The organism is Cobetia sp. L2A1, from assembly GCF_009796845.1.
GTDB lineage: Bacteria > Pseudomonadota > Gammaproteobacteria > Pseudomonadales > Halomonadaceae > Cobetia.
On record NZ_CP047025.1, the window covers coordinates 2,400,312 to 2,420,866 of the forward strand.

At 58.1% G+C, this 20,555-nt stretch carries 16 protein-coding genes; 6 read left to right on the top strand and 10 right to left on the bottom strand.

The features are described 5' to 3' along the window. Nucleotides 1–22: 22 nt before the first annotated feature. Genes otnC through ltnD form a run of 3 tightly spaced genes read right to left on the bottom strand, consistent with a single transcriptional unit; the run spans nucleotide 23 to nucleotide 2,948 of the window. Nucleotides 23–676, bottom strand: coding sequence for a 3-oxo-tetronate 4-phosphate decarboxylase (gene otnC, locus GQR90_RS10315; protein ID WP_158774031.1), 654 nt, complete (start codon nucleotides 674–676; stop codon nucleotides 23–25). Next, nucleotides 673–2,007, bottom strand: coding sequence for a 3-oxo-tetronate kinase (gene otnK, locus GQR90_RS10320; protein WP_158774032.1), 1,335 nt, complete (start codon nucleotides 2,005–2,007; stop codon nucleotides 673–675). The genes otnC and otnK overlap by 4 nt, the downstream gene beginning before the upstream one ends. Then, the gene (ltnD, locus tag GQR90_RS10325) at nucleotides 2,007–2,948 is read right to left on the bottom strand and encodes an L-threonate dehydrogenase (protein WP_158774033.1); all 942 of its coding nucleotides are present in this window, start codon (nucleotides 2,946–2,948) and stop codon (nucleotides 2,007–2,009) included. Before ltnD ends, otnK begins: the two co-directional genes overlap by 1 nt. A 154-nt stretch (nucleotides 2,949–3,102) precedes the next feature. On the opposite strand from ltnD, the gene GQR90_RS10330 reads away from it, so the two are divergent. After that, complete coding sequence (locus tag GQR90_RS10330) at nucleotides 3,103–4,140, top strand: LacI family DNA-binding transcriptional regulator (protein WP_158774034.1); 1,038 nt, start codon at nucleotides 3,103–3,105, stop codon at nucleotides 4,138–4,140. 23 nt (nucleotides 4,141–4,163) lie between these two features. Here the strand turns inward: GQR90_RS10330 and GQR90_RS10335 are convergent, their stop codons facing one another. The 7 genes from GQR90_RS10335 to GQR90_RS10365 all read right to left on the bottom strand — a co-directional run bounded on the left by GQR90_RS10335 (nucleotide 4,164) and on the right by GQR90_RS10365 (nucleotide 14,974). Further along, nucleotides 4,164–5,879, bottom strand: a complete 1,716-nt coding sequence (locus GQR90_RS10335) for a sodium:solute symporter family transporter (protein ID WP_158774035.1) — start codon at nucleotides 5,877–5,879, stop codon at nucleotides 4,164–4,166. A gap of 126 nt (nucleotides 5,880–6,005) precedes the next feature. After that, the gene (locus GQR90_RS10340; protein WP_158774036.1) at nucleotides 6,006–6,713 is read right to left on the bottom strand and encodes an oligogalacturonate-specific porin KdgM family protein; all 708 of its coding nucleotides are present in this window, start codon (nucleotides 6,711–6,713) and stop codon (nucleotides 6,006–6,008) included. A 334-nt stretch (nucleotides 6,714–7,047) separates the two neighbouring features. Next, complete coding sequence (locus GQR90_RS10345; RefSeq protein ID WP_158774037.1) at nucleotides 7,048–8,835, bottom strand: sodium:solute symporter family transporter; 1,788 nt, start codon at nucleotides 8,833–8,835, stop codon at nucleotides 7,048–7,050. A gap of 232 nt (nucleotides 8,836–9,067) precedes the next feature. Continuing rightward, complete coding sequence (locus GQR90_RS10350; protein WP_158774038.1) at nucleotides 9,068–11,179, bottom strand: heparinase II/III domain-containing protein; 2,112 nt, start codon at nucleotides 11,177–11,179, stop codon at nucleotides 9,068–9,070. A gap of 96 nt (nucleotides 11,180–11,275) precedes the next feature. Then, nucleotides 11,276–13,435, bottom strand: coding sequence for a heparinase II/III domain-containing protein (locus tag GQR90_RS10355; protein ID WP_158774039.1), 2,160 nt, complete (start codon nucleotides 13,433–13,435; stop codon nucleotides 11,276–11,278). 99 nt (nucleotides 13,436–13,534) lie between these two features. Then, entirely contained in the window at nucleotides 13,535–14,308 is a 774-nt protein-coding gene (locus GQR90_RS10360) for an SDR family NAD(P)-dependent oxidoreductase (RefSeq protein WP_158774040.1), read from the bottom strand. Nucleotides 14,309–14,629: 321 nt separating this feature from the next. Beyond that, entirely contained in the window at nucleotides 14,630–14,974 is a 345-nt protein-coding gene (locus GQR90_RS10365; RefSeq protein WP_158774041.1) for a cupin domain-containing protein, read from the bottom strand. Nucleotides 14,975–15,275: 301 nt separating this feature from the next. Between GQR90_RS10365 and kdgR the strand changes: the two genes are divergently transcribed. The 5 genes from kdgR (at nucleotide 15,276) to GQR90_RS10390 (ending at nucleotide 20,460) form a co-directional block, all read left to right on the top strand. After that, nucleotides 15,276–16,076: a DNA-binding transcriptional regulator KdgR gene (gene kdgR, locus GQR90_RS10370; RefSeq protein WP_158774042.1), complete on the top strand. Its 801-nt coding sequence runs from the start codon at nucleotides 15,276–15,278 to the stop codon at nucleotides 16,074–16,076. 589 nt (nucleotides 16,077–16,665) lie between these two features. Beyond that, nucleotides 16,666–17,724 carry a polysaccharide lyase family 7 protein gene (locus GQR90_RS10375; RefSeq protein ID WP_158774043.1) on the top strand — a complete coding sequence of 353 codons (1,059 nt, stop codon included), beginning with the start codon at nucleotides 16,666–16,668 and terminating at the stop codon, nucleotides 17,722–17,724. 389 nt (nucleotides 17,725–18,113) lie between these two features. Then, a complete protein-coding gene (locus GQR90_RS10380; RefSeq protein WP_158774044.1) occupies nucleotides 18,114–19,049 on the top strand; it encodes a 3-keto-5-aminohexanoate cleavage protein in 936 nt (311 codons plus the stop codon). After that, nucleotides 19,046–19,999: an L-carnitine dehydrogenase gene (locus GQR90_RS10385; RefSeq protein ID WP_158774045.1), complete on the top strand. Its 954-nt coding sequence runs from the start codon at nucleotides 19,046–19,048 to the stop codon at nucleotides 19,997–19,999. The genes GQR90_RS10380 and GQR90_RS10385 overlap by 4 nt, the downstream gene beginning before the upstream one ends. Further along, on the top strand, nucleotides 19,999–20,460 hold the full coding sequence (locus GQR90_RS10390) for a thioesterase family protein (protein WP_158774046.1): 462 nt from the start codon (nucleotides 19,999–20,001) through the stop codon (nucleotides 20,458–20,460). Before GQR90_RS10385 ends, GQR90_RS10390 begins: the two co-directional genes overlap by 1 nt. The last annotated feature ends 95 nt before the right edge of the window (nucleotides 20,461–20,555 follow it).

Genomic DNA, 20,555 nt, shown 5'->3' on the forward strand with positions numbered 1-20,555 from the left:
GTTGGCTGGCTCAAGTGGGCATTCATGGCCGGCCGAACTTGGCTTCAAGCTGTGCGACCTGCTCGGGTGTCAGACCGCGAGGATTTTCACCCCGCAGCAGCAGAAAGAGCTTGGCGGTCTCTTCGAGTTCTTCAGTGGCATAGACCGCCGCTTCCAATGTCTTGCCGGCGACGACCGGACCATGATTGGCCAGCAATACCGCACTGTGCTGGCCGGCCAGGCCGCGGACTGCATCTCCCAGCGCAGGGTCGCCTGGCATGTGGTAAGGCACCAGGGGCAGCTTGCCGACCCGCATCACGTAATAGGCCGTCAGTGGTGGGATGCACTCACAGGTATCCACACCGGGCAGGCACGACACCGCAACCGAATGCGTGGAATGCAGATGGACGATGGCACCAGACTGAGGACGCTCGTCATACATGGCCCGGTGCAGGAAGCTTTCCTTGGTCGGTGCATCACCCTCGATGAGCTGCCCACGTGCATCAAGACGCGAGATACGCGCCGGATCAAGGCGCCCCAGACAGGCGTTGGTCGGCGTCATCAGCCATCCGCCGTCGTCCAGACGCTGACTGATATTGCCGCTGGACCCCATGGTGAGGCCGCGGTCAAACAGCGACTTTCCATAGGTGGCAATCTGCTCACGCAGGGCATTTATCTCATGCTGAGTCTGGCTCATTGAATCTCCCCATCCCGAGGCATGCCATTGAGGACATCAAAGGCACGCGTGAAAAAGTCTTCACCACCGAAATTACCGGACTTGAGCGCCAGTGATAGCGTGGCACCCGGTTGAGTCGATGAAGTGGTCGGATGAGGCGTCTGCGTCCAGGGTACGCCGGGGTCGATCTGGCCACCGATACGCAGCTCACGAATCTCGAGCGCCGAGACGACCGCACCGGATGTCTCGCCGCCCGCCACCAGCAAACGCCCGACACCCTCCGCGACCAGCGTGCTGGCCAGACTGGCCAGTGCGCATTCGACAAGCTCACCGGCCTGCTTGACACCCAGCATGTCCTGCGCGGCCTTGACGCGCGCCGGCTCAGCCGAGGCAGAGATCAGGAAAGGTTGCCCAGCGCCCGACGCCAGTTGCTCGCGAGCAAAGCTCAGCGCTGCCTCGAAATGGGCATCCCCTTCTTGCAACGCCAGAGGATCAAGGGCGAACGCGGGGTGACGTGACGCGAAATGAGTGACCTGCTTGAGCGTCATGCGTGAACAGCTGCCGGAAAGCACCATGGCGGCACCCTGTCCCGGCGACAGTGCCGCAGCGTCATCAATTTCTTCAAGCCAGCCCTTGTGGCGGTATTGTGCCGGCAAGGCTTGCGCCAATCCGGAACCGCCAGTGACCAGGGCATGCTCGACCAGCACTTCCGCCAGCACCTCCAGATCACGCTCATCGAGACTATCGCAGATCACGTGACGGACATCCTGGCGGGCCAGCAACGCGAGATGCTCAGCGGCTGCCTCACTCCCCTGCGCCAAGGTGGCGTGATCGAGCAGCCCCACTGCATGGGGCGTCTGGCGAGACAGCACGCGAACGAGATCAGCATCCGTCATCGGGTTGAGCGGGTGATGCTGCATACCGCTGTCGTTGAGCAGACGATCCCCCACGAACAAGTGGCCCTGATAGACACTTCGGCCATTGATCGGGAATGCCGGCACGAATGCGGTCTGTGTGCTGTGCAGTGCTTCCAGCAGCGCATCCGCCACCAGTCCGATATTGCCCTCCGCGGTGGAGTCAAAGGTGGAGCAATACTTGAAGTACAGCTGACGTGCACCCTGCGCCTTGAGCCATTCAAGCGCCGCCAGTGACTCACTGATCGCCTGGTCGACAGGACAGCTGCGCGATTTGAGCGCCACGACCACTGCATCAATGTCTTGCAGGTCTACGCGGCTGTCATCCTGTGGCACACCGATCACCTGCAGAGTTCGCATGCCGGCGCGCACCAGGTTATTGGCCAGATCCGTGGCACCAGTGAAGTCATCAGCAATGCCACCCAGTACGATCGGCATCATTGCACTCCTTCGGCATCGTTCGCGGCCGGCAGACTGAAGCTGCCCAGTCGCTGATAGACCTTGATGACGGCAGAATCGTCTTCGCGCCCGAATCCTGCGCCGCTGGCAGCGGTAAACTGCTGCAGAGCACTACCCGCGACCGGCATGGCAAGCTTCAGCTCACGCCCGGTGCTGTGCACGATATTCAAATCCTTGACGAAGATATCGACGGCGGACAGCGGCGTGTAATCGCCTTTCAAAATGTGCGGCACCCGGTTTTCGAACATCCAGGAATTACCGGCGGAATGCGTGATGACGTCATAGAGCGTCTCGGGATCAATCCCCATGCTCATGCCCAGTGCCATGGCTTCAGCAGCCGCCGCGATATGCACGCCCGCCAGATGCTGATTGACCAGCTTGACGCTGGAGCCCGGACCAGCACAGTCGCCGAGACGATAGACATTGGCGGCCATCGCCGACAGCACGGTCTCAGCCTTGGCATATGCTGATGCAGTCCCGGATGACATCACCGAGAGCTCACCACTGCGCGCCTTGACGGCCCCACCGCTGATGGGTGCATCCAGAAGCTCAAGCTTCAAGCCATGAAGGCGTGTTTCCAGTTCGCGAGCAAAGCTCGGCGCCACGGTTGCACACTGAATCACCAGGCTTCCCGGTGACAGCTGTTCGGCCAGGCCGCCCTGCCCCTCTGTCCCGAAAAGAACCTGCTCGACCTGTTCAGCATTGACGACGACCAGCATCACCACCTGGCATTCATCTGCCAGCGCCAGAGGTGACGACACGCAACGACCGCCTGCGGCTTCAAACGCCTGACACGCCATCGGTGAGATATCACACCCGATCACGTCAAATCCCGCCTCCAGCATGGCGCGAGCACTGCCCATGCCCATGGCCCCGAGGCCGATGAGCCCGATCACTGGTGAAGTAGTTGCTGCTGACATCTGGCATCTCCTGCTGAAGCATTTCCCGAACCCGCATCAAGGCGTCCATGACTCACCTATTCGGGCTGAATGTTAGCGCTACCATGTTAGCGCTAACATCAGTAATAGAGTAGGCTGCAAGCCACGACAAGCGGCAGATGAGAAAACGCGACAAATGTCTAATCCCCCCGAATCATCACGGCGTCACCGCAAGGGTGCGATGCAACCAACGCTCAATGAGGTTGCCAAGGAGGCGGGTGTTTCCTCCATCACGGTGTCGCGCTACTTCAATAGTCCGGATAGCGTGCGCGAGGCGACACGTCTCAAGGTCGAGGCCGCCATCGAGAAGGTGGGATATGTGCGCAACATGATTGCGGGTAGCCTGGCCTCGGCGACCAGTCGCGTGATTCCTGTCATCGTGCCGTCGTTGTCCAACATCGTGTTCATCGACGTCATCAAGGGGCTACAGGACGAATTCGAGGCGCACGGCTATCAACTGCTGCTCGGCAAGACGGATTATGATCTCGCACGCGAGACCCAGCTGATACGCACCTTTCTTGGCTGGTCAGCCGCAGGACTTGTCGTGACGGGGCTGCGCCATACTGACGCGACACGCCAGATTCTGGAAAACTGGAATCAGCCCATCGTGGAGATCATGGAGCTGGGGGAAGGGTTGGATCTGAATGTGGGGATGGATCATGTCGCCGCGGGACGCGTCATGTGTGAACACCTGTTGGCACGCGGCTATCGCAACATCCACTTCGCGGGTGCAGAGCTTGATCTCGATTATCGTGCTGCCATGCGCTACGCCGGACATCGTGAGGCACTCGCCGCTGCCGGTATCGAGGAGGCTCCGTTATTGGATCTTCCCGTCCGCCAGCAGATGACCAGTGGCGCCCAGGCACTGGAGCGCATTCGCGAGAGTCATCCGGAGTGCGATGCCATTCATTTCGCCAATGACGACATGGCCTGCGGCGCGATTCTCGCTGCACCCCGCCTGGGCGTGCGTATTCCCGATGACATCGCGATCGCAGGCTTCAATGGCCTACCCATTGGTGAGCACGTCACGCCAAAGCTCACCACCATCCTCTCGCCCCGGGAGCAGATAGGCCGCATGGCTGCACGCAAGTTGCTTGCACGCATCAATGGCGAGCCGGTCGGTGAGGTGAGTCATGACCTGGGATTCACGCTCAGAGTCGGTGAAAGCACCTGACAGAGCCAGTGGTGACCATGGCCTCAGCGCATCAGTTGTGCCATCACCAGCTGCCCTGCCGCGACACAGACAAAGAATGCCGCCCCCGCCAGGCTTGAAGAGAAGATGGCCAGTGCCAAGGATAATACGGCTGCCACCCACAGCAGTCGGGCCGGCATGCTGGGTGCCCGACTGCGCTCGGGGGCCTGTTGATCCACGATCACTGGCTTGCGCAGATTGCGGAAGAATCGGGACAGCTCATCGCGACGTCTGGACGATCGCCCTGGGGCGTAAAGGTAGCGGGCAAGACACAGGAATCCGACGACGCTGATTATCTGGATGACCAGCGCGAGCGCCAGTCGGATATCCACCAACTGCTGAGCAGGAAAGCCACTCAACCCCGGTAATTGCTGCAGCATCTCGGCATCCAGCCATAGATAGCTACCGCTAGTCACACTGATCCCGACCAGCACACTGCCCCAGCCTGCCCAGTCCGGTGTACGCGTATTGAATAGCACCATCAGTGCAGGCAGTGCCAAAGGCATCTGCAACAACACCCCAAACATGATCATGATATCGAACAGACTCAACATCTCGAGCCGACTGAGCATGATCACGAACAGCACCACGATGATGCCTTGCATGACACCAAAGGCGCGCCCCAGCATGACGAGCCGCGACGCCATACCGCCCGACTCCTTCAACAATGGCATGATCAGCGTCATCATCACCCCGGCATCGCGATTGAAGGCGGTGGTGATCGGCGCAATGGTCACCGCCAGCATGGCCGAGATCACCAGACCCAGCACCCCTGAAGGCAAGTAATGAATGATGAAGTGCACGTAGGCCACGTTGGCGGCGTCCTTGCCGAGCTGGGGGTAAAGCGCCGCCAGATCGATATCTGCCGCCCCCATCAACCACGGTGGCAGGAACCAGGTGACGGGGCCAACGACGAAGAGGATAGAGGCCAGCAGCGCTGCCTTGCGGGCGCCACTGTCATCCGCCGTGGTGAGAAAGCGATAGCTGGAGGTCGCATTGTTGATACTGATGAATTGCTTGATCAGCATTGCTGCCGACCAGACCATCATGATGGCGACGCTGTAATCACTGCCGCCAACCCAGAAGGCCTTGTCGAATGCCGGCAATATCAAGGTATCGCTCACCAGCAGACTGATGCAAAAGCCGCCGATCACCAGGGTGAGCACCGCCAGCTGCATCATCTGGATGAAATTGTTGGCTGAGACGATCCATACGCCCCCGACCAGGGTGATGGCGATGATGATGCTACCGATCAATACGGCGAGAGTGAGGACAGATAACCCCAATACCGCACTGAGAAAGAGAGAGACGCCATACAGACCGATCGAGGCGGTCATTAGCGTCAGGAAGATCTGACTCACGACATAGAGAAGTTGCGTTGCCTTGCCGTAGCGCAGCGCAATGATGTCGGAGTAGGTACTGACTCTGAGTCGTCGGAAACGCGGCGCGAAATACAGCGCCGCGAGTAGAAAACCCAGTGCATTGCCCCAGAAGATCATCAAGACCGAAAACCCGTTCTCGAACGCCTTCTGGGCAGCCCCGGTGAAGGTCCAGGCAGAGAACTGCGTCATGAACGCCGTGCTCCCCGCCATCCACCAGGGCACATTGCCGCTGCCACGAATGAAGCCATCCGGCGTTTCGGCGCGACGACGATAGACCACGATAGTCAGCACGATGAGCACGATGGAGAAGAACAGCGCGACTTTATCCAGCTGTGTCATGAAGCTCCTTGCCGACTATCCGATTGGATATCATCACTGCGAATGTCGCTACCATCGTGTGAAGCGACATTTCGAACAGAACCTGAACGCCTTGGTTTCAAGCAACAAGTACAACACCTGAATACCTCAGTAATAATACTTGAGGCCGACACGCGTCTTGAGCTGACGTGTATCCGAACTGGAGCTCGAGCTGACGTCCGCAAGCTCCAGATAGGGGAACCAGGAGCCGATACGACGGCCGGCGCTCAAGATGTAATCATAGTTTTCACGGGTGTTGTCGTAGATATCCTTGTCTTCGTTCTTGTAATAGTTGGCTTCCAGCCAGTATTTATTCTTGCCGTGATTGTACGACATGGTGAAGGTGACCTTGTTCTGCTGATAATCATCATGATAATCCTCACTGTCATTGACGAATTCACGCCGATAACGCAGTGCCGTCGTCAGCGGGATGCTGCTGGCCTTGTAGCCGATCCGCAATTGAGGCTTCAGTGCATACTTGTTGTCACCAAAGGCAATCGGCATGCCTGGCTGGATATACCAATTCTCATCCAGCTTGAATTTGAAGCCCCAGTCTATTTCACTGTCGCCGCGCTCCAGATTGCTCATGGCCGCCTGTGAGCCATCACTGTCCTTCTCGGCACCGAATTTCGTTTCCAGCCCGTAATAGAAGTTGTTGATGGAATCACTGACTTTGACGCGCGTAGCATGCTGGTCAGAGTGATGCTTGTATTCGTGACGTATATCCAACGTGACAGCCTGTGCACTGCTGGCCAACATTACGCCGGCCATCGCGAGGGATATCTTGCCGAGGGAGATCTTGTTGTAGTGTTGCATGGCGAACCTCTTTGTTTTTATAAAGCGTCAGTCAATTGACATTCAGGCATCATCATTCCTGCCGCGCCGCCAGTCCTGGCTGACACGCTGTGTGCCTGTTGCTTCAGTGGCGTTGTGGAACGTTCCAGCTCCAAACGCGGGCGGCAAGATCCCCAGTCGATGAGGCGTTGCTCATCGACCCACATGCCGGGCTGGCGTGCCCGGCCAAGTGGTGGGGATCAAGTGCTGGGTATGGACGCAAGGTCCAGGGATTCAGTAAATCGACTCATTACAAGCTGTCAGTGCAGGAAGCCGCGCCGTATCAGGCCGAACGCAACCCCAGCATCTGGCGTGATCAGCGCGAACTACCTTCGCTGACCAGTACCTCTTCCTGTGCGCGCCCCTTCTTGTCGACCGAGGTCACCAACAGCAGACCGATCGCCAGGATGATGCCGCCGCACAGCACGAAGACCATGCGTCCCCAGAAGGGATTGGGTACCAGGAACATCAGCATCACGCCCAGACCTGCGACCAGAATCAGATAACCGAGGATGTTGCGCTGACGGTTGTCCACGCCGCGGTGTTCGTCGTCATCACTGACGACCGGCGTATCGCGATTGGTGAAGAAGGTATTTACCTCGGCTTCACGCTCCTCGGACAATCCGCGATAGAACAGCGTGGTCATGACGAAGAATCCAGCCGTGATGATGGTGTGAGCCATGATGCCCACGGCGACTTTTGCATCGCTCCACTCACGGGAGGTCAGGTCGTTTTCAAGCCCGAAGGTACTGACGAGGGTGTCAGGCGTCATGACGAAGCCAACGAAGTAGGACACGAAACCACCCACGACCAGCGTTGCCCAGGCCGCCCAGTCCGGCGTCTTGCGGATGAAGAAGCCAAGCAGCCCCGGGATGGTCATCGGCAGACCGATCAGCGCGCCGACATACATCATGGCGTCGAACAGGCTCAGCCCCTTGAGGGAGTTGATGAACAGCGCAAACGCGATGATCGCCAGGCCGAAGACGGTGGAAGACAGCCGCGACATCAGCAGCAGTTCCTTCTCGGAGGCCTTGGGACGCAGGATGACTTCATAGAAGTTCTTCACGAAGATACCGGAATTTCGATTCAGGCCTGAGTCCATGGAGGACATGGTGGCGGCAAACATCGCCGCGACCAGCAGCCCCAGCATGCCGGCCGGCATATACAGGCTGACGAAGCTCATGTAGGCAAAGTCCGCCGCCTTGGCACCGGCATCCGGATACATGGCGAACAGATCGATACCTTCACTGGCCATGAACCAGCTGGGCATGAACCAGATGAAAGGCCCGATGGTCATCAGCACACAGGCCAGCAGACCCGCCTTGCGCGCATTCTTGGAGTCTTTCGCGGCCAGATAGCGATAGGAGTTCAACAGATTGTTGGTGATGCTGAATTGCTTGATGAAGATGAAGAAACCCCAGAGTGCAAACAGCGAGAGATAGTTCATGTCGCCGCCGATCAGGAAGTCGACCGGGAAGTCCTGTACCACATGCGCAGGCCCTCCTGACTTGATGATCGCGACCACCGCACAGGTAATGGTGACAGCCATGATGATGACCATCTGCATGTAATCGGAAGCGATGACGGCCCAGGAGCCCCCCGTGACCGACATCACCAGCACGACGAGACCGGTGACGACGATGGTGGTGTTCATGTCATAGCCGAACAGCCCCGAAGTCACGATGGCCAGACCATTGAGCCAGATGCCGGCATTGATGATGCTGGTGGGCATCGACGACCAGGTGAACACCTGCTCGTTGACGGCACCGAAGCGCTGACGTATTGCCTGAATGACGGTGATGACCCGCAGCTGTCGGAAGCGCGGGGCGAAATACAGATAGTTCATCAGGTAGCCGAAGGCATTGGCCATGAAGATGATCGCCACGGCGAAGCCATCGTTGTAGGCCTTGCCGGCCGCCCCCGTGAAGGTCCAGGCGCTGAACTGAGTCATGAACGACGTTGCGCCGACCATCCACCACAGCATGTTGCCCCCGCCGCGAAAGTAATCGCTGGTCGTGGACGTGAAGGTCCTGAAGAGCCACCCGATCGAAATCAGGAAGAGGAAATATATGCCGATGACGGCAGTATCCAGATCAAAGTTCATGGCGTTGCACTCTTGTCTTTATCTGTCTTGTCGTTGTTGTTGCGCACCCGGCAGTGCGCTCTTGCCCAGAGCCTATCCCTTGCTCCGGGGTCTACTGTCAGCGTGCAGGACGTGCTGAGATGCAGCGTCTCTGCCTGTATTTGGATCGTTCCAACCTCAATGTTGAGTCTCAGTGCTTGAGACCGGATAACAGCCATCACGCCTGTCATCCGGCACCTGTCGTCCGTGTGATCTATCGCTCGAGGAGCATCACCTCCTGATCGATGCGGTAGTACTGCTCACCGATCTCCAATTCATGCAGTGCTGGCAACAGCGAAGGGTCCGTCAGCACCAGTACCAGCTGGCCCGTGCTGAAAGTCAGCTCCAGCACCGTCACCCCGTCTGGGGATGGCAGCGTGGTGAAACTGATCACCTCTGGACGCGCGCCACCGCACTGTTCAAGCGCTTCATTGAAGTGGCCGTGGCTTTCGAAGAGGTTGTAGAAGGTCTGTGTGGTCGCCGTGAGTCGGGTCATCACCTTGGCGTCAGGCCGCAGATTGTGTTGTGGGTCATTGGCACCGACCCGCAATTCAAAGACGTCCGCGGGGGCCTGGGTGATCTGATGCCAGCTATGGAAGCTGTCCCCGTCAAGCCACGTCATGCTGTGCGCGGTATCTGCCGTGAGCTGCCCTGTCTTCCACAGATGCTGATAGCCTGCTGAATTCCCCATCACTTCCCATGCGGCAAGCGCCGTGAACTCGCCATCCCACCAGCGAATGACCTGGCCACCGTGATTGAAGGTGTAGTCATAGACGTGAGGCTGCTCGGATTGCAGCGAGATGATGTCCACCAGCAGCGGCGTTTCGGTGTGATGGCTTTCCAGCAGCAGCACCTTGCGCTGCATGGCAACATTCTCATAGGCGTTGTCACACTGGGCGCGGGCCCCCGCAGCGCAACCATCCAGCAACGCGACATTACCGTGCTGAGTGTCCGCCAGCGCGTGATCCCCGTCGTGCTGGGACTGCATGTCCACGACCACCAGATTGTGGGCAACGCTCTGCTTGGCATAGCCCTCGTTTTCCTTGAGGTAACGCCCGCCAAACTTGGTTTCCACGTTCACCCAGCGCGCGAAGCCGTATTCCTTGAGCACTTCCTTGCCACGCGAGAAGAACGTCAGCCCCAGCTCATCGAAATGCCCGTGCCCCATGCCATGCTGCCCCGCGGTAAGCACTGCATGCTGCGCGGCCAGCCCCTTGCCGCGCTTGAGATGCGCATGCCCGCCACTGTTGCCCTCGGGGCCATCGTGGAAGAGCTGACTTCTCACTTCCGCCTCATGCGAGACTTCACGCATGGCACGCATCAGCACCACGCCATTGGCCTGTATCCAGCAGCCCGCTTGCTGGCGTGCCAATGTCAGCAGCTCACTCGGCGCGTCATATCTGGCCGCCAGCAAGGCCATGGCACAGCGCGCGCCTTCATCATCGAGATTCATGGTCCGCGAAGCATCGTTGAGCGCCGGAAAACGGCCATCGGGATACGCCGAGGACAACAGCACATTGAGTGACTTGCCGATACGCCCCTGGGCGTGTTCGAGGATGTTGCGCTCCGGGCAGTGGCGCACCAGCGCCTCCGCGAACAGGCACAGCGGGTGGATGGCGAAGCGATGGTAGTAAGGCCCTTCGACGTAATAGCCCTGCGGTGAGAACAGCAGCGCAATCTGCGCCAGAAAGCCCCCCGTCTCACCCGTGCCGTCCAGACCATCGATGGAGATCGCCAGGTGCGACGGACTGTCGATCACCAGAGCACAGATCCCGACCGCCGCGACAGACCACAGGCCATGATTGTGGATACGGTCAAAATCGTGGCGATAGGTCTCGGTGAACATCTCGAGCATCGGGCGGAAAAGCCCTTCCAGCAGCGTCTGATACTGCGCCTCACTCAAGGTCGGTTTGAGCAATGCAAGTCCCAAGGACGCATGCAGCAACCAGATGTGCTCATTTAGTATCTGATGGAACAGCTTGCCCGGCGGATTGGTATTGCGCGCGACCTGATATGGCATCTCGCGATAACAGGCGGCGTAACCCGCCAGCAGCTCGTGTGCGTGATCAAGCGCGCGAGTATCATCATCGAGACGCCCCAGCAGCGCGGCGCCTTCGATCAGACGAGCGTTTTCCTTGTGCGTGTTGTGCTCAAAGCTTCCCGCTTCGCCCTGCCCCGGAATCACCACACCGCGCGCAAGGCTTGCCGTCACACGGACCTCGAGCGCTGCGAGACTGCGTCCCATCGCATTGTCTGCGCTACGCTGTTGGCGAATCTCATCAAGCTCCGCGTGGGACCAGAGCAGATATTCACTAGGTGCCGACATAAATAGGTTCCATTGAAATAGAGGACCACCTGGCTTCTTCAGGCCGAACTGGCCCCTGCCAACAGCATGCTATCGACCAATGTTTGTCACTGACGGTCACACCCATGCGCTCCAGCCTTGCCACGTGAGAGTGTCGCCGGCCACTTCCACGGTGTGATCCCCCCCCGTGGTGAGCGCCATGGCCAACCGGTGTCGAGCGCCATCACTTGTTTCAAGTTCCAGCACGCAAGCCTCGTCACTGTCATGCAGCAGTCGAGAACTCGTGACATGGGGGCGTGCATCACTTGAGATCTCGCGCGCTTCATCGAAGACACCGTGCGTCTCGATGACGCTGGCCACCGTGTGACGTGTGCCGTGAGAGCGCAGCATCAGATAAGGCTCACCGCGCAGGTTGCTGTCGGGGTCATTCGCCCCGATCAGTCCCTGCACCAGCGTGGCAGCGTCTGAGCACACCAGGCGCGCCGTGACGAAGTGATCGTCCTGCAACCAGGTCACGGCCTGCGACGTTCCCGCTGGTTGCTCATCACCGACAGACAGCTGCCAGAGATGCTGGTAGCCATTGGCATCACCCAATGCCGTGGGTGACGCCTGCTGTTTCAGCAAAGGATCAGACACCATCAGCTGCCCCTGAAAATGCAGTGGAGTGTCGTAGCGGTGGGGGGTATCACTACTCGCACGCATGAGATCGATCACCAGTGGCTCTGCGATACCCGGCAGTGTCACCAGCGCCAGGCTGCGTTGAAGCGTCACGCCAGGCACATAACCTTCCAGACGTGCACTGGCGGCTTGCAGTGCGGGGTCAGATGTCTCGAAGTACACCAGGCTGCCGTGGTGTTCACAGGCACGCGCCGTGTCCAGGCCATGATGGGAAGTCTCGTCCACCACCAGGGTGTTGTGCGCCACACTTTGCTTGGCGTAGGAGCGATTCTCCGGGGTATAGCGTCCGCCGAATTTGGGCTCGATATTCACCCAGCGGCTGAAGCCATAATCGGTGAGCACCTCATGGCGGCCATTGTGATAGCCGAAGTGCAGGCCATCGAAGTGACCATGATCCAGCGCCGAATGCAGGCCGGGATCGCTACCATGCTGGCCAAATGCCAGGTACAGCATGCTCTCACCACCGCTTGCGGAAGGTGCTCGCAGAATCGCCAGCCCACCCGCATCACCTGCATGGCCGTCACTGATGAACTGGCTGTCACGGGCCAGGGGTGCCCGCTCCGCCGTCTCGGCGAATGTCGCCAGAGCATGGCTACCGGCACACAACGGCAAGTGCTGAACGTTGTCGCGCAGCAATCCCGCGACCGCAGGATTGAGACGCGAATCCTGATAACGATTCAACAGCGTGGCCGCGCCAAGCATCGCGCCTTCATCGATCAGGCCCATCGTCTTGGAGCTGTCATTCAAGGCGAGGAAGCGGCCATCGGGAAACGCGACCTGCTGCAGGCACAGGATGGCCTTGCGAATGATCTCGTCGCGATAGGCGTAGATGTCACGACGCGTGCCACTATTGACCAGTGCCTCGGCAAACAGCACCATCGGGCGCAGCGCGAAACGATGGTAGTACGGGCCCTCCAGGTAGTAGCCATCGGGTGAGAACAGCTGATCGAGTTGCGCGAGGAAACCGCCACTGACGCCATCACGCGCATTGCCGTAAAGCGCCTGGATGACCAGCGTTTCATCGTCCAGCACCAGGCCGGCGATTCCCGCTGCCGCGACAGACCAGATGCCATGGTTATGCACCACATCAAAGTCATGGGCATTCTGCACCACCAGCAGATCAATCATCGGCCGCAGCAGATGCTGCTCGATCTGTTCACGCTCGGCGGCCGGCAGCGCTGACTTGATGTTGCCGTAGGCATCCGCGCCATACAGCAGCCACATGCCTTCGTTCAGACACTGGTGAAACAGCTTGCCCGGCGGATTGCTGTCCTTGGACACATGGGCAGGCAGCGCTTCATAACTCTGCGAATAGCCCAACAACAGACGACGCACAAAGGCGAGATAATCCTCATTGCGTGTCACCAGCCACAGCTGTGAGGCCAGGCTGGCCTGCTGATAATTGAGCTTGTGGCGCGCGTGTTCCTTTCCCCCCGCCTCGCCTTGGCCCGGAATGCTCAGCGGCTCGTTCAGAATGGCCTGCATGTCCTGCTCGGCATGGGCCAGACGGCGTGCCAAGAGCCCCGTCCGATCATCCGATTCGTAGGCCGTGCGCAATTCCTTCAGCGCCGTGCGATCAAATAGCAATGTCTGTTCCATGGCGTGGCCACTCGTGATGATAGTTTGGCGTCGTTGTCATCCGGCGGGCTGCCATGCATGACAGCCCGCGCTTGTCGTGATGCAAGCTTCAATGAAGACTCAAGGACACATCTGTCCGCCGTTGACGTCGATGACCTGGCCGGTGACATAACCACTGGCATCATGAGAGGCCAGATACAGGTAGGTCGGCGCCATCTCCGCGCACTGACCAAAGCGACCCATGGCGATGCTGCCCGCGATGGTCTTCTTGAGTTCATCGCTCTTGTCTTCATGGAAAGCGGTATCGATGGTGCCGGGTGCCACGGTATTGAAGCGGATATTGTCCTTGGTGAATTCCTTCACCCAGTTGCGATGCAGGTTGTGCACCATCGCCTTGCTACCGCCATACAGGCAGGCACCCAGGCCACCGCCTTCACGACCGGCAATCGAGCCCGTGGTGATGACACTGCTGGTCTGTTGACTGTGCTTGGCAGAGGCGCGCAGATGCGGAATGGCAAAGCGCGTCACCATCACCACCGACCGAATATTGAGATTGATGACATTATCGAAGAAGTCATCATCGATGCCCTCAAGCCCCTGGCGACCGCCCAGTCCACCGGCGTTGTTGACCAACACATCCAGACCACCCATGGCCTCTACCGACTGGTTGACCAACGCCTCGCATTGGGCGGTATCGCGAACATCGGCCTGCAGGTAGAACACCCGATCCGGCGCGGAAAGCTCCGCCAGCAGTCCCTCCGCCTCAGCGGCGCTGCGGCTGCCATGGACGACGACCTTGGCGCCTGCCTTGAGCAGTGAGCGAGCCACGTCCAGACCGATACCAGCGGTGGAACCGGTAACCAATACGCGCTTGTCTTTCAGATCATCAAACATTGCCAACTCCTGAGCCTTGAAGGCGCCTTGGGCGCCGAAACGTACGCGCTTGTCAAAGGGCTCTCTCCCCTCACCAGTCACCAGCGTTGCGGGTTTCCGGCTCCGAACACATCGATCATGCGGTAAGTCTCGAGAGCACTTCATTGAAAATTAATTTAGATAAAACTGAAGATACATGTGTGTCACAAAGGGAGAACAAGGGACTCCTGCCATGTGCCATGATTTGTCAGCATTGGGTGAAAAGAGATGAGCAGGAAGTGACGAGTGAAGTGACAAGTGGCGGCTGGCAGGCCTTGCAGCGTGGGCCTCGCCACCTCAGTGTCATTCGTTGAGCATGTCGTCCCGCCTGGGAGAAAAGAGGTCCATCACTCGACTGTCATCCTCGAGGGCGATAGCGCCATGAAGCGTCTGGCGCGGGGCGATGAAGGCATCACCTGCCGTGAGTCTCCGTGTCTCATCACCCAGCACGATCTCGAAGGCACCCTGCAACACATAGCCGATCTGGTCATGTAGCTCATGTGCATGGGCTGGCCCGACAGCCCCCTTGTCGAATTTCACGCAGACTGCCATCAATTGCTCGGTATGCCCGATGATCTTGCGCTGGATACCGGACTCTACCGTCTGCCAGTCATGTTGCTCGGTGAGAAAGAAGTGACTGCCGTTCATCCGTGAACCTCCTGGGTATCTTGCACGCCTTGAACATGAGACAGGCATCCGTGACCTCATCCATGCATCGGTCAATGGCGTGACAAGAATCATCAAACTGAAATAGCGTTTTGAAAAACTAGCACTCAGTTTTTGTTTTTGAAACATCATTTCAATAACTTTTTTTCATATAGACCCATCCAACTATAGCCAAACGATTGGCTAACACTCCGATGCCATTGTGAGTAGCCGACGAAAGGTGTAAAAGCGAACAGACCTGTTCTAAAATCCAATTTCAATAATTTCAGAATTAAGGGATTTCATGTCATTAGAAACCAAGGCCACCGATGCCAAGGTAGACAACGTCACCGCAGTGATGAAGGTGATGGCAGTACTCGAGGGGTTGGATATCGACCATGAATCGAGCCTGTCGGACCTGTCTCAACGCGCAATGATGTCCAAGAGCACCGCGTATCGATTCCTGCAGACGCTCAAGAATCTGGGCTATGTCGCGCAGGACCCCGATAACGAGAAATATCGTCTGACCATGAAGTCCTTCGTACTGGGCAGTTCCGCGCTCGGCAACATGGACCTGATCAAGATGGCCGATCCGGACATGGCTGCGCTGTCGACACTGACGCGAGAAGCCGTTCACCTCGGCACCATCGACATGCCGACCGGTGAGATCGTGTATGTCCACAAGTACAACTCGCATTTCAACCTGTGCATGAACACCCGCATCGGGGACCGAACCCCTGCGCATACCACCGCGATGGGCAAGGCGCTGATGGCCTACATGAGCGAACCACAACTTGAGCAGATGCTGGCCAACACGTCGTTCGAGGCACGCACCAAGCGCACCCTGACCACGGTTGAAGCGCTGCGTGAACACTTCGCGATTACACGCGACACAGGACTCTCCGAAGACCTCGAAGAAATGGATGACGGTGTCTGCTGCTTTGCGACGCCCCTCTTCGATCATACCGGCAAGGCCATCGCGGCACTCAGCATGTCCATTCCGACCATTCGTTATCACCAGGACGTCACCCGCGAGTATCAAAAGATACTCTGTGAGTCCGGCCGCAATATCTCATCAAACCTGGGATGGAAGCCCAAGCGCTGAGTGGTGTCAGTGCACGCATGAGTCCATGCGATCGACGTCGTCATCTCCTGATGCCAGCCAGTGAATCAGCGTGCATTTCATCATGAGATGACGACACGTCCTGGATGATAGGACGTGCTTTTCCACCTGTTTCTTGCCTGCTTTCACACAGATACCTGACAGGATATTGGCGCTTTCTCATTGTCATCTCGTTGATATCCGTCAATGTCATTCCTAGTACTCTCCCCCGCTGCCCCTCCGAAATTCTCGCCACGCTCTCTGCACTTGCTCATCGCCCTTCTCGGGCTCGCTCGCTCTCGTCTTGTGACCAATGGATAACATCCAGTGCTCAATACCGATCATTTCCTTGCATTATTTCTCATGTAATCAATCACATACCTGGCATCACTTTAGCGCTATGACATGGGGTTCCGACCCAGACCCAATGACAGCATTAGCCTCTCAAGTCTTTGTAATAAATAATAAAAACAACAATGAAACGTCATTTCATTAACGTTAAATAATTTCTTGACAGTTGAAACGCTCAGCCTCTAGCCTTCGGATGCCTCAACAGAAACACCTCCCATAAGCACAAAAAAGGCAGGACGCCATGCATAACCATCGGGTACGCCACCCTATTCTCAATGCCCTTATCATCGCGGCAGGCGCAGGTGCCATTGCCTCACCTGCATTCGCCAGTGATGCCCCTCCGGCAGACGCTTTCAACCTGGATACCTGGAAGCTGACATTACCAATGGATGGTGATGGTGACGGCAAGGTGGATGAAATCACGGTATCTGAGCTTCAGTCCTATCGTCATCAGGATTACTTCTATCTCGACGATGAAGATCACCTGGTATTCGTGACCCCCAACAAGGCGTTCACGACACCTAATTCCAGTAATGCCCGTACGGAACTCCGTCAGATGTTACGGGGGACCGATACCAAGATTGGCACCCACGATCCGCAGAACAACTTTGCGCTCGCGTCCCACAAGAATGCCGATGAATTCGCACAGGTCGGCGGATATCTCGACGCCACTCTGCGAGTCGATCACGTGGCGGAACGTTCGAAAAAACCTGAGCGAAAGTCAGCATTTTCAGTCGTTGTCGGTCAGATTCATGCCGGCAAGGACGAGGGCGTCATGGAGGAGGACGAGGGCTTCGGTCACGGTAACGAACCTCTCAAGATCTTCTACAAGAAGCTCCCGGATCAGGAAACAGGCTCCGTCTTCTGGAACTATGAGAAGAATCTTGCCAAGGAAGACCCCAAGCGGACTGATGTCAGCTATGCGGTATGGGGACACGACTGGAATGAGTCGACTGACCCGGGTGAGGACGGTATCGCGCTGGGCGATACCTTCAGCTACAAGGTCGAGGTCAAGGGCGACATCATGCACTTGACCTTCAATGCCGAAGGCCATCCCACCCGCAATTTCGAGATCAACCTGGCCGACAATGTCGATGCCAATGGCAAGGTGGACAGCGATGATCTTCCGGCCGGATATGCCGGTGACTGGATGTACTTCAAGGCGGGGTCTTACAACCAGTGCAATACCAAACCCACCTCCAATGCCTGTGAAGGCACGGGTGATTGGAAAACGGATGAAGCCAACGGTGATTATGCCAAGGTGGTGTTCACCCGCCTGGACAGCGGCAAGTCTCAGTAACGTCAAACCATTTGTATGTGAAGCGCGATTGCGCTGAAATGTTTGCATGCCATGCCTGAAACACCCGAGTCGACAGGAGATACCTCTCCTGCGGTTCGGGTGTTTTGCATTGAGGATACGGCCATCACGGACGGTATCTGACACGCAAAGTCATCAGGCATGCATCGGTCATAGTCCTGGCATATGCCCTGCCTCCTATGCCCCGTCTTTACCTTGCCGGCGCGACTCACGAATGTTGGCGTGAAAAGTCAAATAAACGGCGCTTTTTGCTCATCTGACCTCGCGCAATTTCACGACACTGTGTCCAACCGAAGCGCAAGTCTTCTGCGAGCCCCGCAGAACGCTTGCTCGATTCGACCGAAAGTTATCCAGTTACGTGAGGCTCGACGATGAATCGCAAGACTATCCTGACATGCGCCATCACTGGCGCCGGTGATACCGCCAGCAAGAATCCCAATGTTCCGGTCACCCCGAAGCAGATCGCCGATGACTGCATCGCGGCGGCCAAGGCCGGTGCCAGTGTTGCTCACATCCACGTGCGTGACCCGGAGACTGGCGGCATCAGCCATTCCACCGAGCTCTTCCGTGAAGTCATGGATCGTGTTCGTTCATCAGACACCGACATCGTCATGAACATCACTGCCGGTGGCGGTGGTGACTGGATTCCGGATGCCACTGATCCGACTCGCGGTGGCCCGGGCACTGACATGCAGACCCCAGCCGAGCGTCATGCGCCGGTCGGGGAACTGCTGCCGGAACTGTGCACCCTGGACTGCGGTAGCCTGAACTTCGGCGACATGGTCTACATCAATACCGCTGACTGGCTGCGCGAGCACGCTCGTCTGGTGCAGGCTGCTGGCGTCAAGCCGGAGCTTGAGTGCTTCGATCTGGGCCACGTCTGGTTCGCTCGCCAGCTGCAGGAAGAAGGTCTGCTCGACGACGATCTGCTCTTCCAGCTGTGCCTGGGCATTCCGTGGGGCGCTGAAGCCGACACCGAAACCATGATGACCATGAAGAACAAGCTGCCGACCAATTCCAACTGGGCAGCCTTCGGTATCGGTCGCATGCAGATGCCGATGGTCGCACAGGCAGTGTTGCTGGGCGGTCACGCTCGCGTCGGTCTGGAAGACAACCTCTATCTCAAGAAGGGTGTCATGGCCTCTAATGGTCAGCTGGTCGAGAAAGCGGCAGGTATCATCGAAAACCTCGGTTCCAGCGTCATGACGCCGGCCGAGACTCGCGTCTTCCTCAAGCTGCGTGATCCGTCTACCGGCAAGACTGCCGGCGATGTCGCAGCACGTGAAACCGCTGGAGGTGTTGCATGAGCCAGTTATCCGTCATCGGTACCGGTGTCATCGGCAATGGGTGGATCGCACGCGCACTGGCCAATGGCTGGGATGTCGTCGCCTTTGATCCAGCCCCCGACGCACAGGCACGCACCCGCGCCTTCGTGGAAAATGCCTGGCACGCCCTCGAGAAGGACGGCCTTGCACAAGGCGCTTCCGTGGAACGCCTGCGCTTTGCACCGACCATTGAAGAAGCAGTTGTCGGCGCGGATCTGATCCAGGAAAACGTGCCGGAGCGTCTGCCGCTCAAGCAGGAAATCCTCAGCGCCATTGATGCGGCGGCTGACACTCATGTCGTGATCGGCTCTTCCACCTCCGGCTTCAAGCCGACCGATCTGCAGAAGGACTGCAAGAACGCACCGGGCCGCGTCATCGTCGCCCACCCGTTCAATCCGGTCTATCTGCTGCCGCTGGTCGAGCTGGTCGGTGGTGAGCATACGACGCCGGCACTGCTGGAAGGCGCGCGCGAAGACTATCAAGCGCTGTCCATGCGTCCGCTGATCGTGCGTCGCGAGATCGAAGGCCACATCGCTGACCGTCTGATGGAAGCGCTGTGGCGTGAAGCTCTGCACCTGGTCAATGATGGCGTCGCCACCACTGAAGAGATCGATGCGGCTGTCGTCTATGGCTGTGGTCTGCGTTGGTCACTGATGGGCACCTTCCTGACCTTCCACCTCGCCGGCGGCGAGCCGGGCATGCGTCACATGCTCGAACAATTCGGCCCGGCACTGAAACTTCCGTGGACCAAACTGGAAGCGCCAGAACTGACCGACGAACTGATCGACAAGGTCGTGGAAGGCTGTGAATTCCAGGCCGCGGGTCGTACGGTGGCACAACTTGACCGTCGTCGTGATGACTTCCTGGTTGAGATGCTGACGCTGACGCGCAAGTATTGGCCGGAAGCGGAAGGTCTTGAGGGCCGTATCTGATGGCATTGCTCGACATCACCGTGCCTCACGCATGGGTCGACTATAACGGCCACATGAATGATGCCGAATATGCGCGGGCCTTCTCGATGGGCGTTGAAGCGCTGATGGAACAAGTCGGGTTGGATGCGGCAGGCCGTGAGCAATATGACCTGACCATCTACACGCTGGAAACGCACCTCTGCTATCTGGCGGAAGCGCATGAAGGCCAGGCGCTCAAGGTCGATGTGCTACTGCTGGATCACGACGCCAAGCGCCAGCATGTGCTGTTCACCCTCAGCGATGCAGAAGGCAACGGCATCGCCACCAGTGAGCAGATGTTGATGGCCATGAGCATCAGCGGCGGGCGTCCTGCGCCCTGCCCTGATGAGGTCGCTGAACGCATCGCGGCGCTACCTCAGCCAGCCAGCGCTGATGACTGGCCCAAGGCAGCAGGTCGTCGCATCGGTATCCGTCGCAAGTAAGGGACTGCCATCCTGCGTGACTCGGCTTTTCATCGACACCCCGCCAGCAACCGCTGTCGGGGTGTTATCGTTTGGATCACTCCCCACTCAGAGCC

What these genes read in the sequence shown, in the direction of transcription:
- GQR90_RS10390 (WP_158774046.1), top strand. Translation starts at nt 19,999, where the DNA reads ATGGCATTGCTCGACATCACCGTGCCTCACGCATGGGTCGACTATAAC.
- GQR90_RS10340 (WP_158774036.1), bottom strand. Translation starts at nt 6,713, where the DNA reads ATGCAACACTACAACAAGATCTCCCTCGGCAAGATATCCCTCGCGATG.
- otnC (WP_158774031.1), bottom strand. Translation starts at nt 676, where the DNA reads ATGAGCCAGACTCAGCATGAGATAAATGCCCTGCGTGAGCAGATTGCC.
- GQR90_RS10380 (WP_158774044.1), top strand. Translation starts at nt 18,114, where the DNA reads ATGAATCGCAAGACTATCCTGACATGCGCCATCACTGGCGCCGGTGAT.
- GQR90_RS10365 (WP_158774041.1), bottom strand. Translation starts at nt 14,974, where the DNA reads ATGAACGGCAGTCACTTCTTTCTCACCGAGCAACATGACTGGCAGACG.
- kdgR (WP_158774042.1), top strand. Translation starts at nt 15,276, where the DNA reads ATGTCATTAGAAACCAAGGCCACCGATGCCAAGGTAGACAACGTCACC.
- GQR90_RS10375 (WP_158774043.1), top strand. Translation starts at nt 16,666, where the DNA reads ATGCATAACCATCGGGTACGCCACCCTATTCTCAATGCCCTTATCATC.
- GQR90_RS10330 (WP_158774034.1), top strand. Translation starts at nt 3,103, where the DNA reads ATGTCTAATCCCCCCGAATCATCACGGCGTCACCGCAAGGGTGCGATG.
- GQR90_RS10335 (WP_158774035.1), bottom strand. Translation starts at nt 5,879, where the DNA reads ATGACACAGCTGGATAAAGTCGCGCTGTTCTTCTCCATCGTGCTCATC.
- GQR90_RS10385 (WP_158774045.1), top strand. Translation starts at nt 19,046, where the DNA reads ATGAGCCAGTTATCCGTCATCGGTACCGGTGTCATCGGCAATGGGTGG.
- GQR90_RS10345 (WP_158774037.1), bottom strand. Translation starts at nt 8,835, where the DNA reads ATGAACTTTGATCTGGATACTGCCGTCATCGGCATATATTTCCTCTTC.
- otnK (WP_158774032.1), bottom strand. Translation starts at nt 2,007, where the DNA reads ATGCCGATCGTACTGGGTGGCATTGCTGATGACTTCACTGGTGCCACG.
- GQR90_RS10350 (WP_158774038.1), bottom strand. Translation starts at nt 11,179, where the DNA reads ATGTCGGCACCTAGTGAATATCTGCTCTGGTCCCACGCGGAGCTTGAT.
- GQR90_RS10360 (WP_158774040.1), bottom strand. Translation starts at nt 14,308, where the DNA reads ATGTTTGATGATCTGAAAGACAAGCGCGTATTGGTTACCGGTTCCACC.
- GQR90_RS10355 (WP_158774039.1), bottom strand. Translation starts at nt 13,435, where the DNA reads ATGGAACAGACATTGCTATTTGATCGCACGGCGCTGAAGGAATTGCGC.
- ltnD (WP_158774033.1), bottom strand. Translation starts at nt 2,948, where the DNA reads ATGTCAGCAGCAACTACTTCACCAGTGATCGGGCTCATCGGCCTCGGG.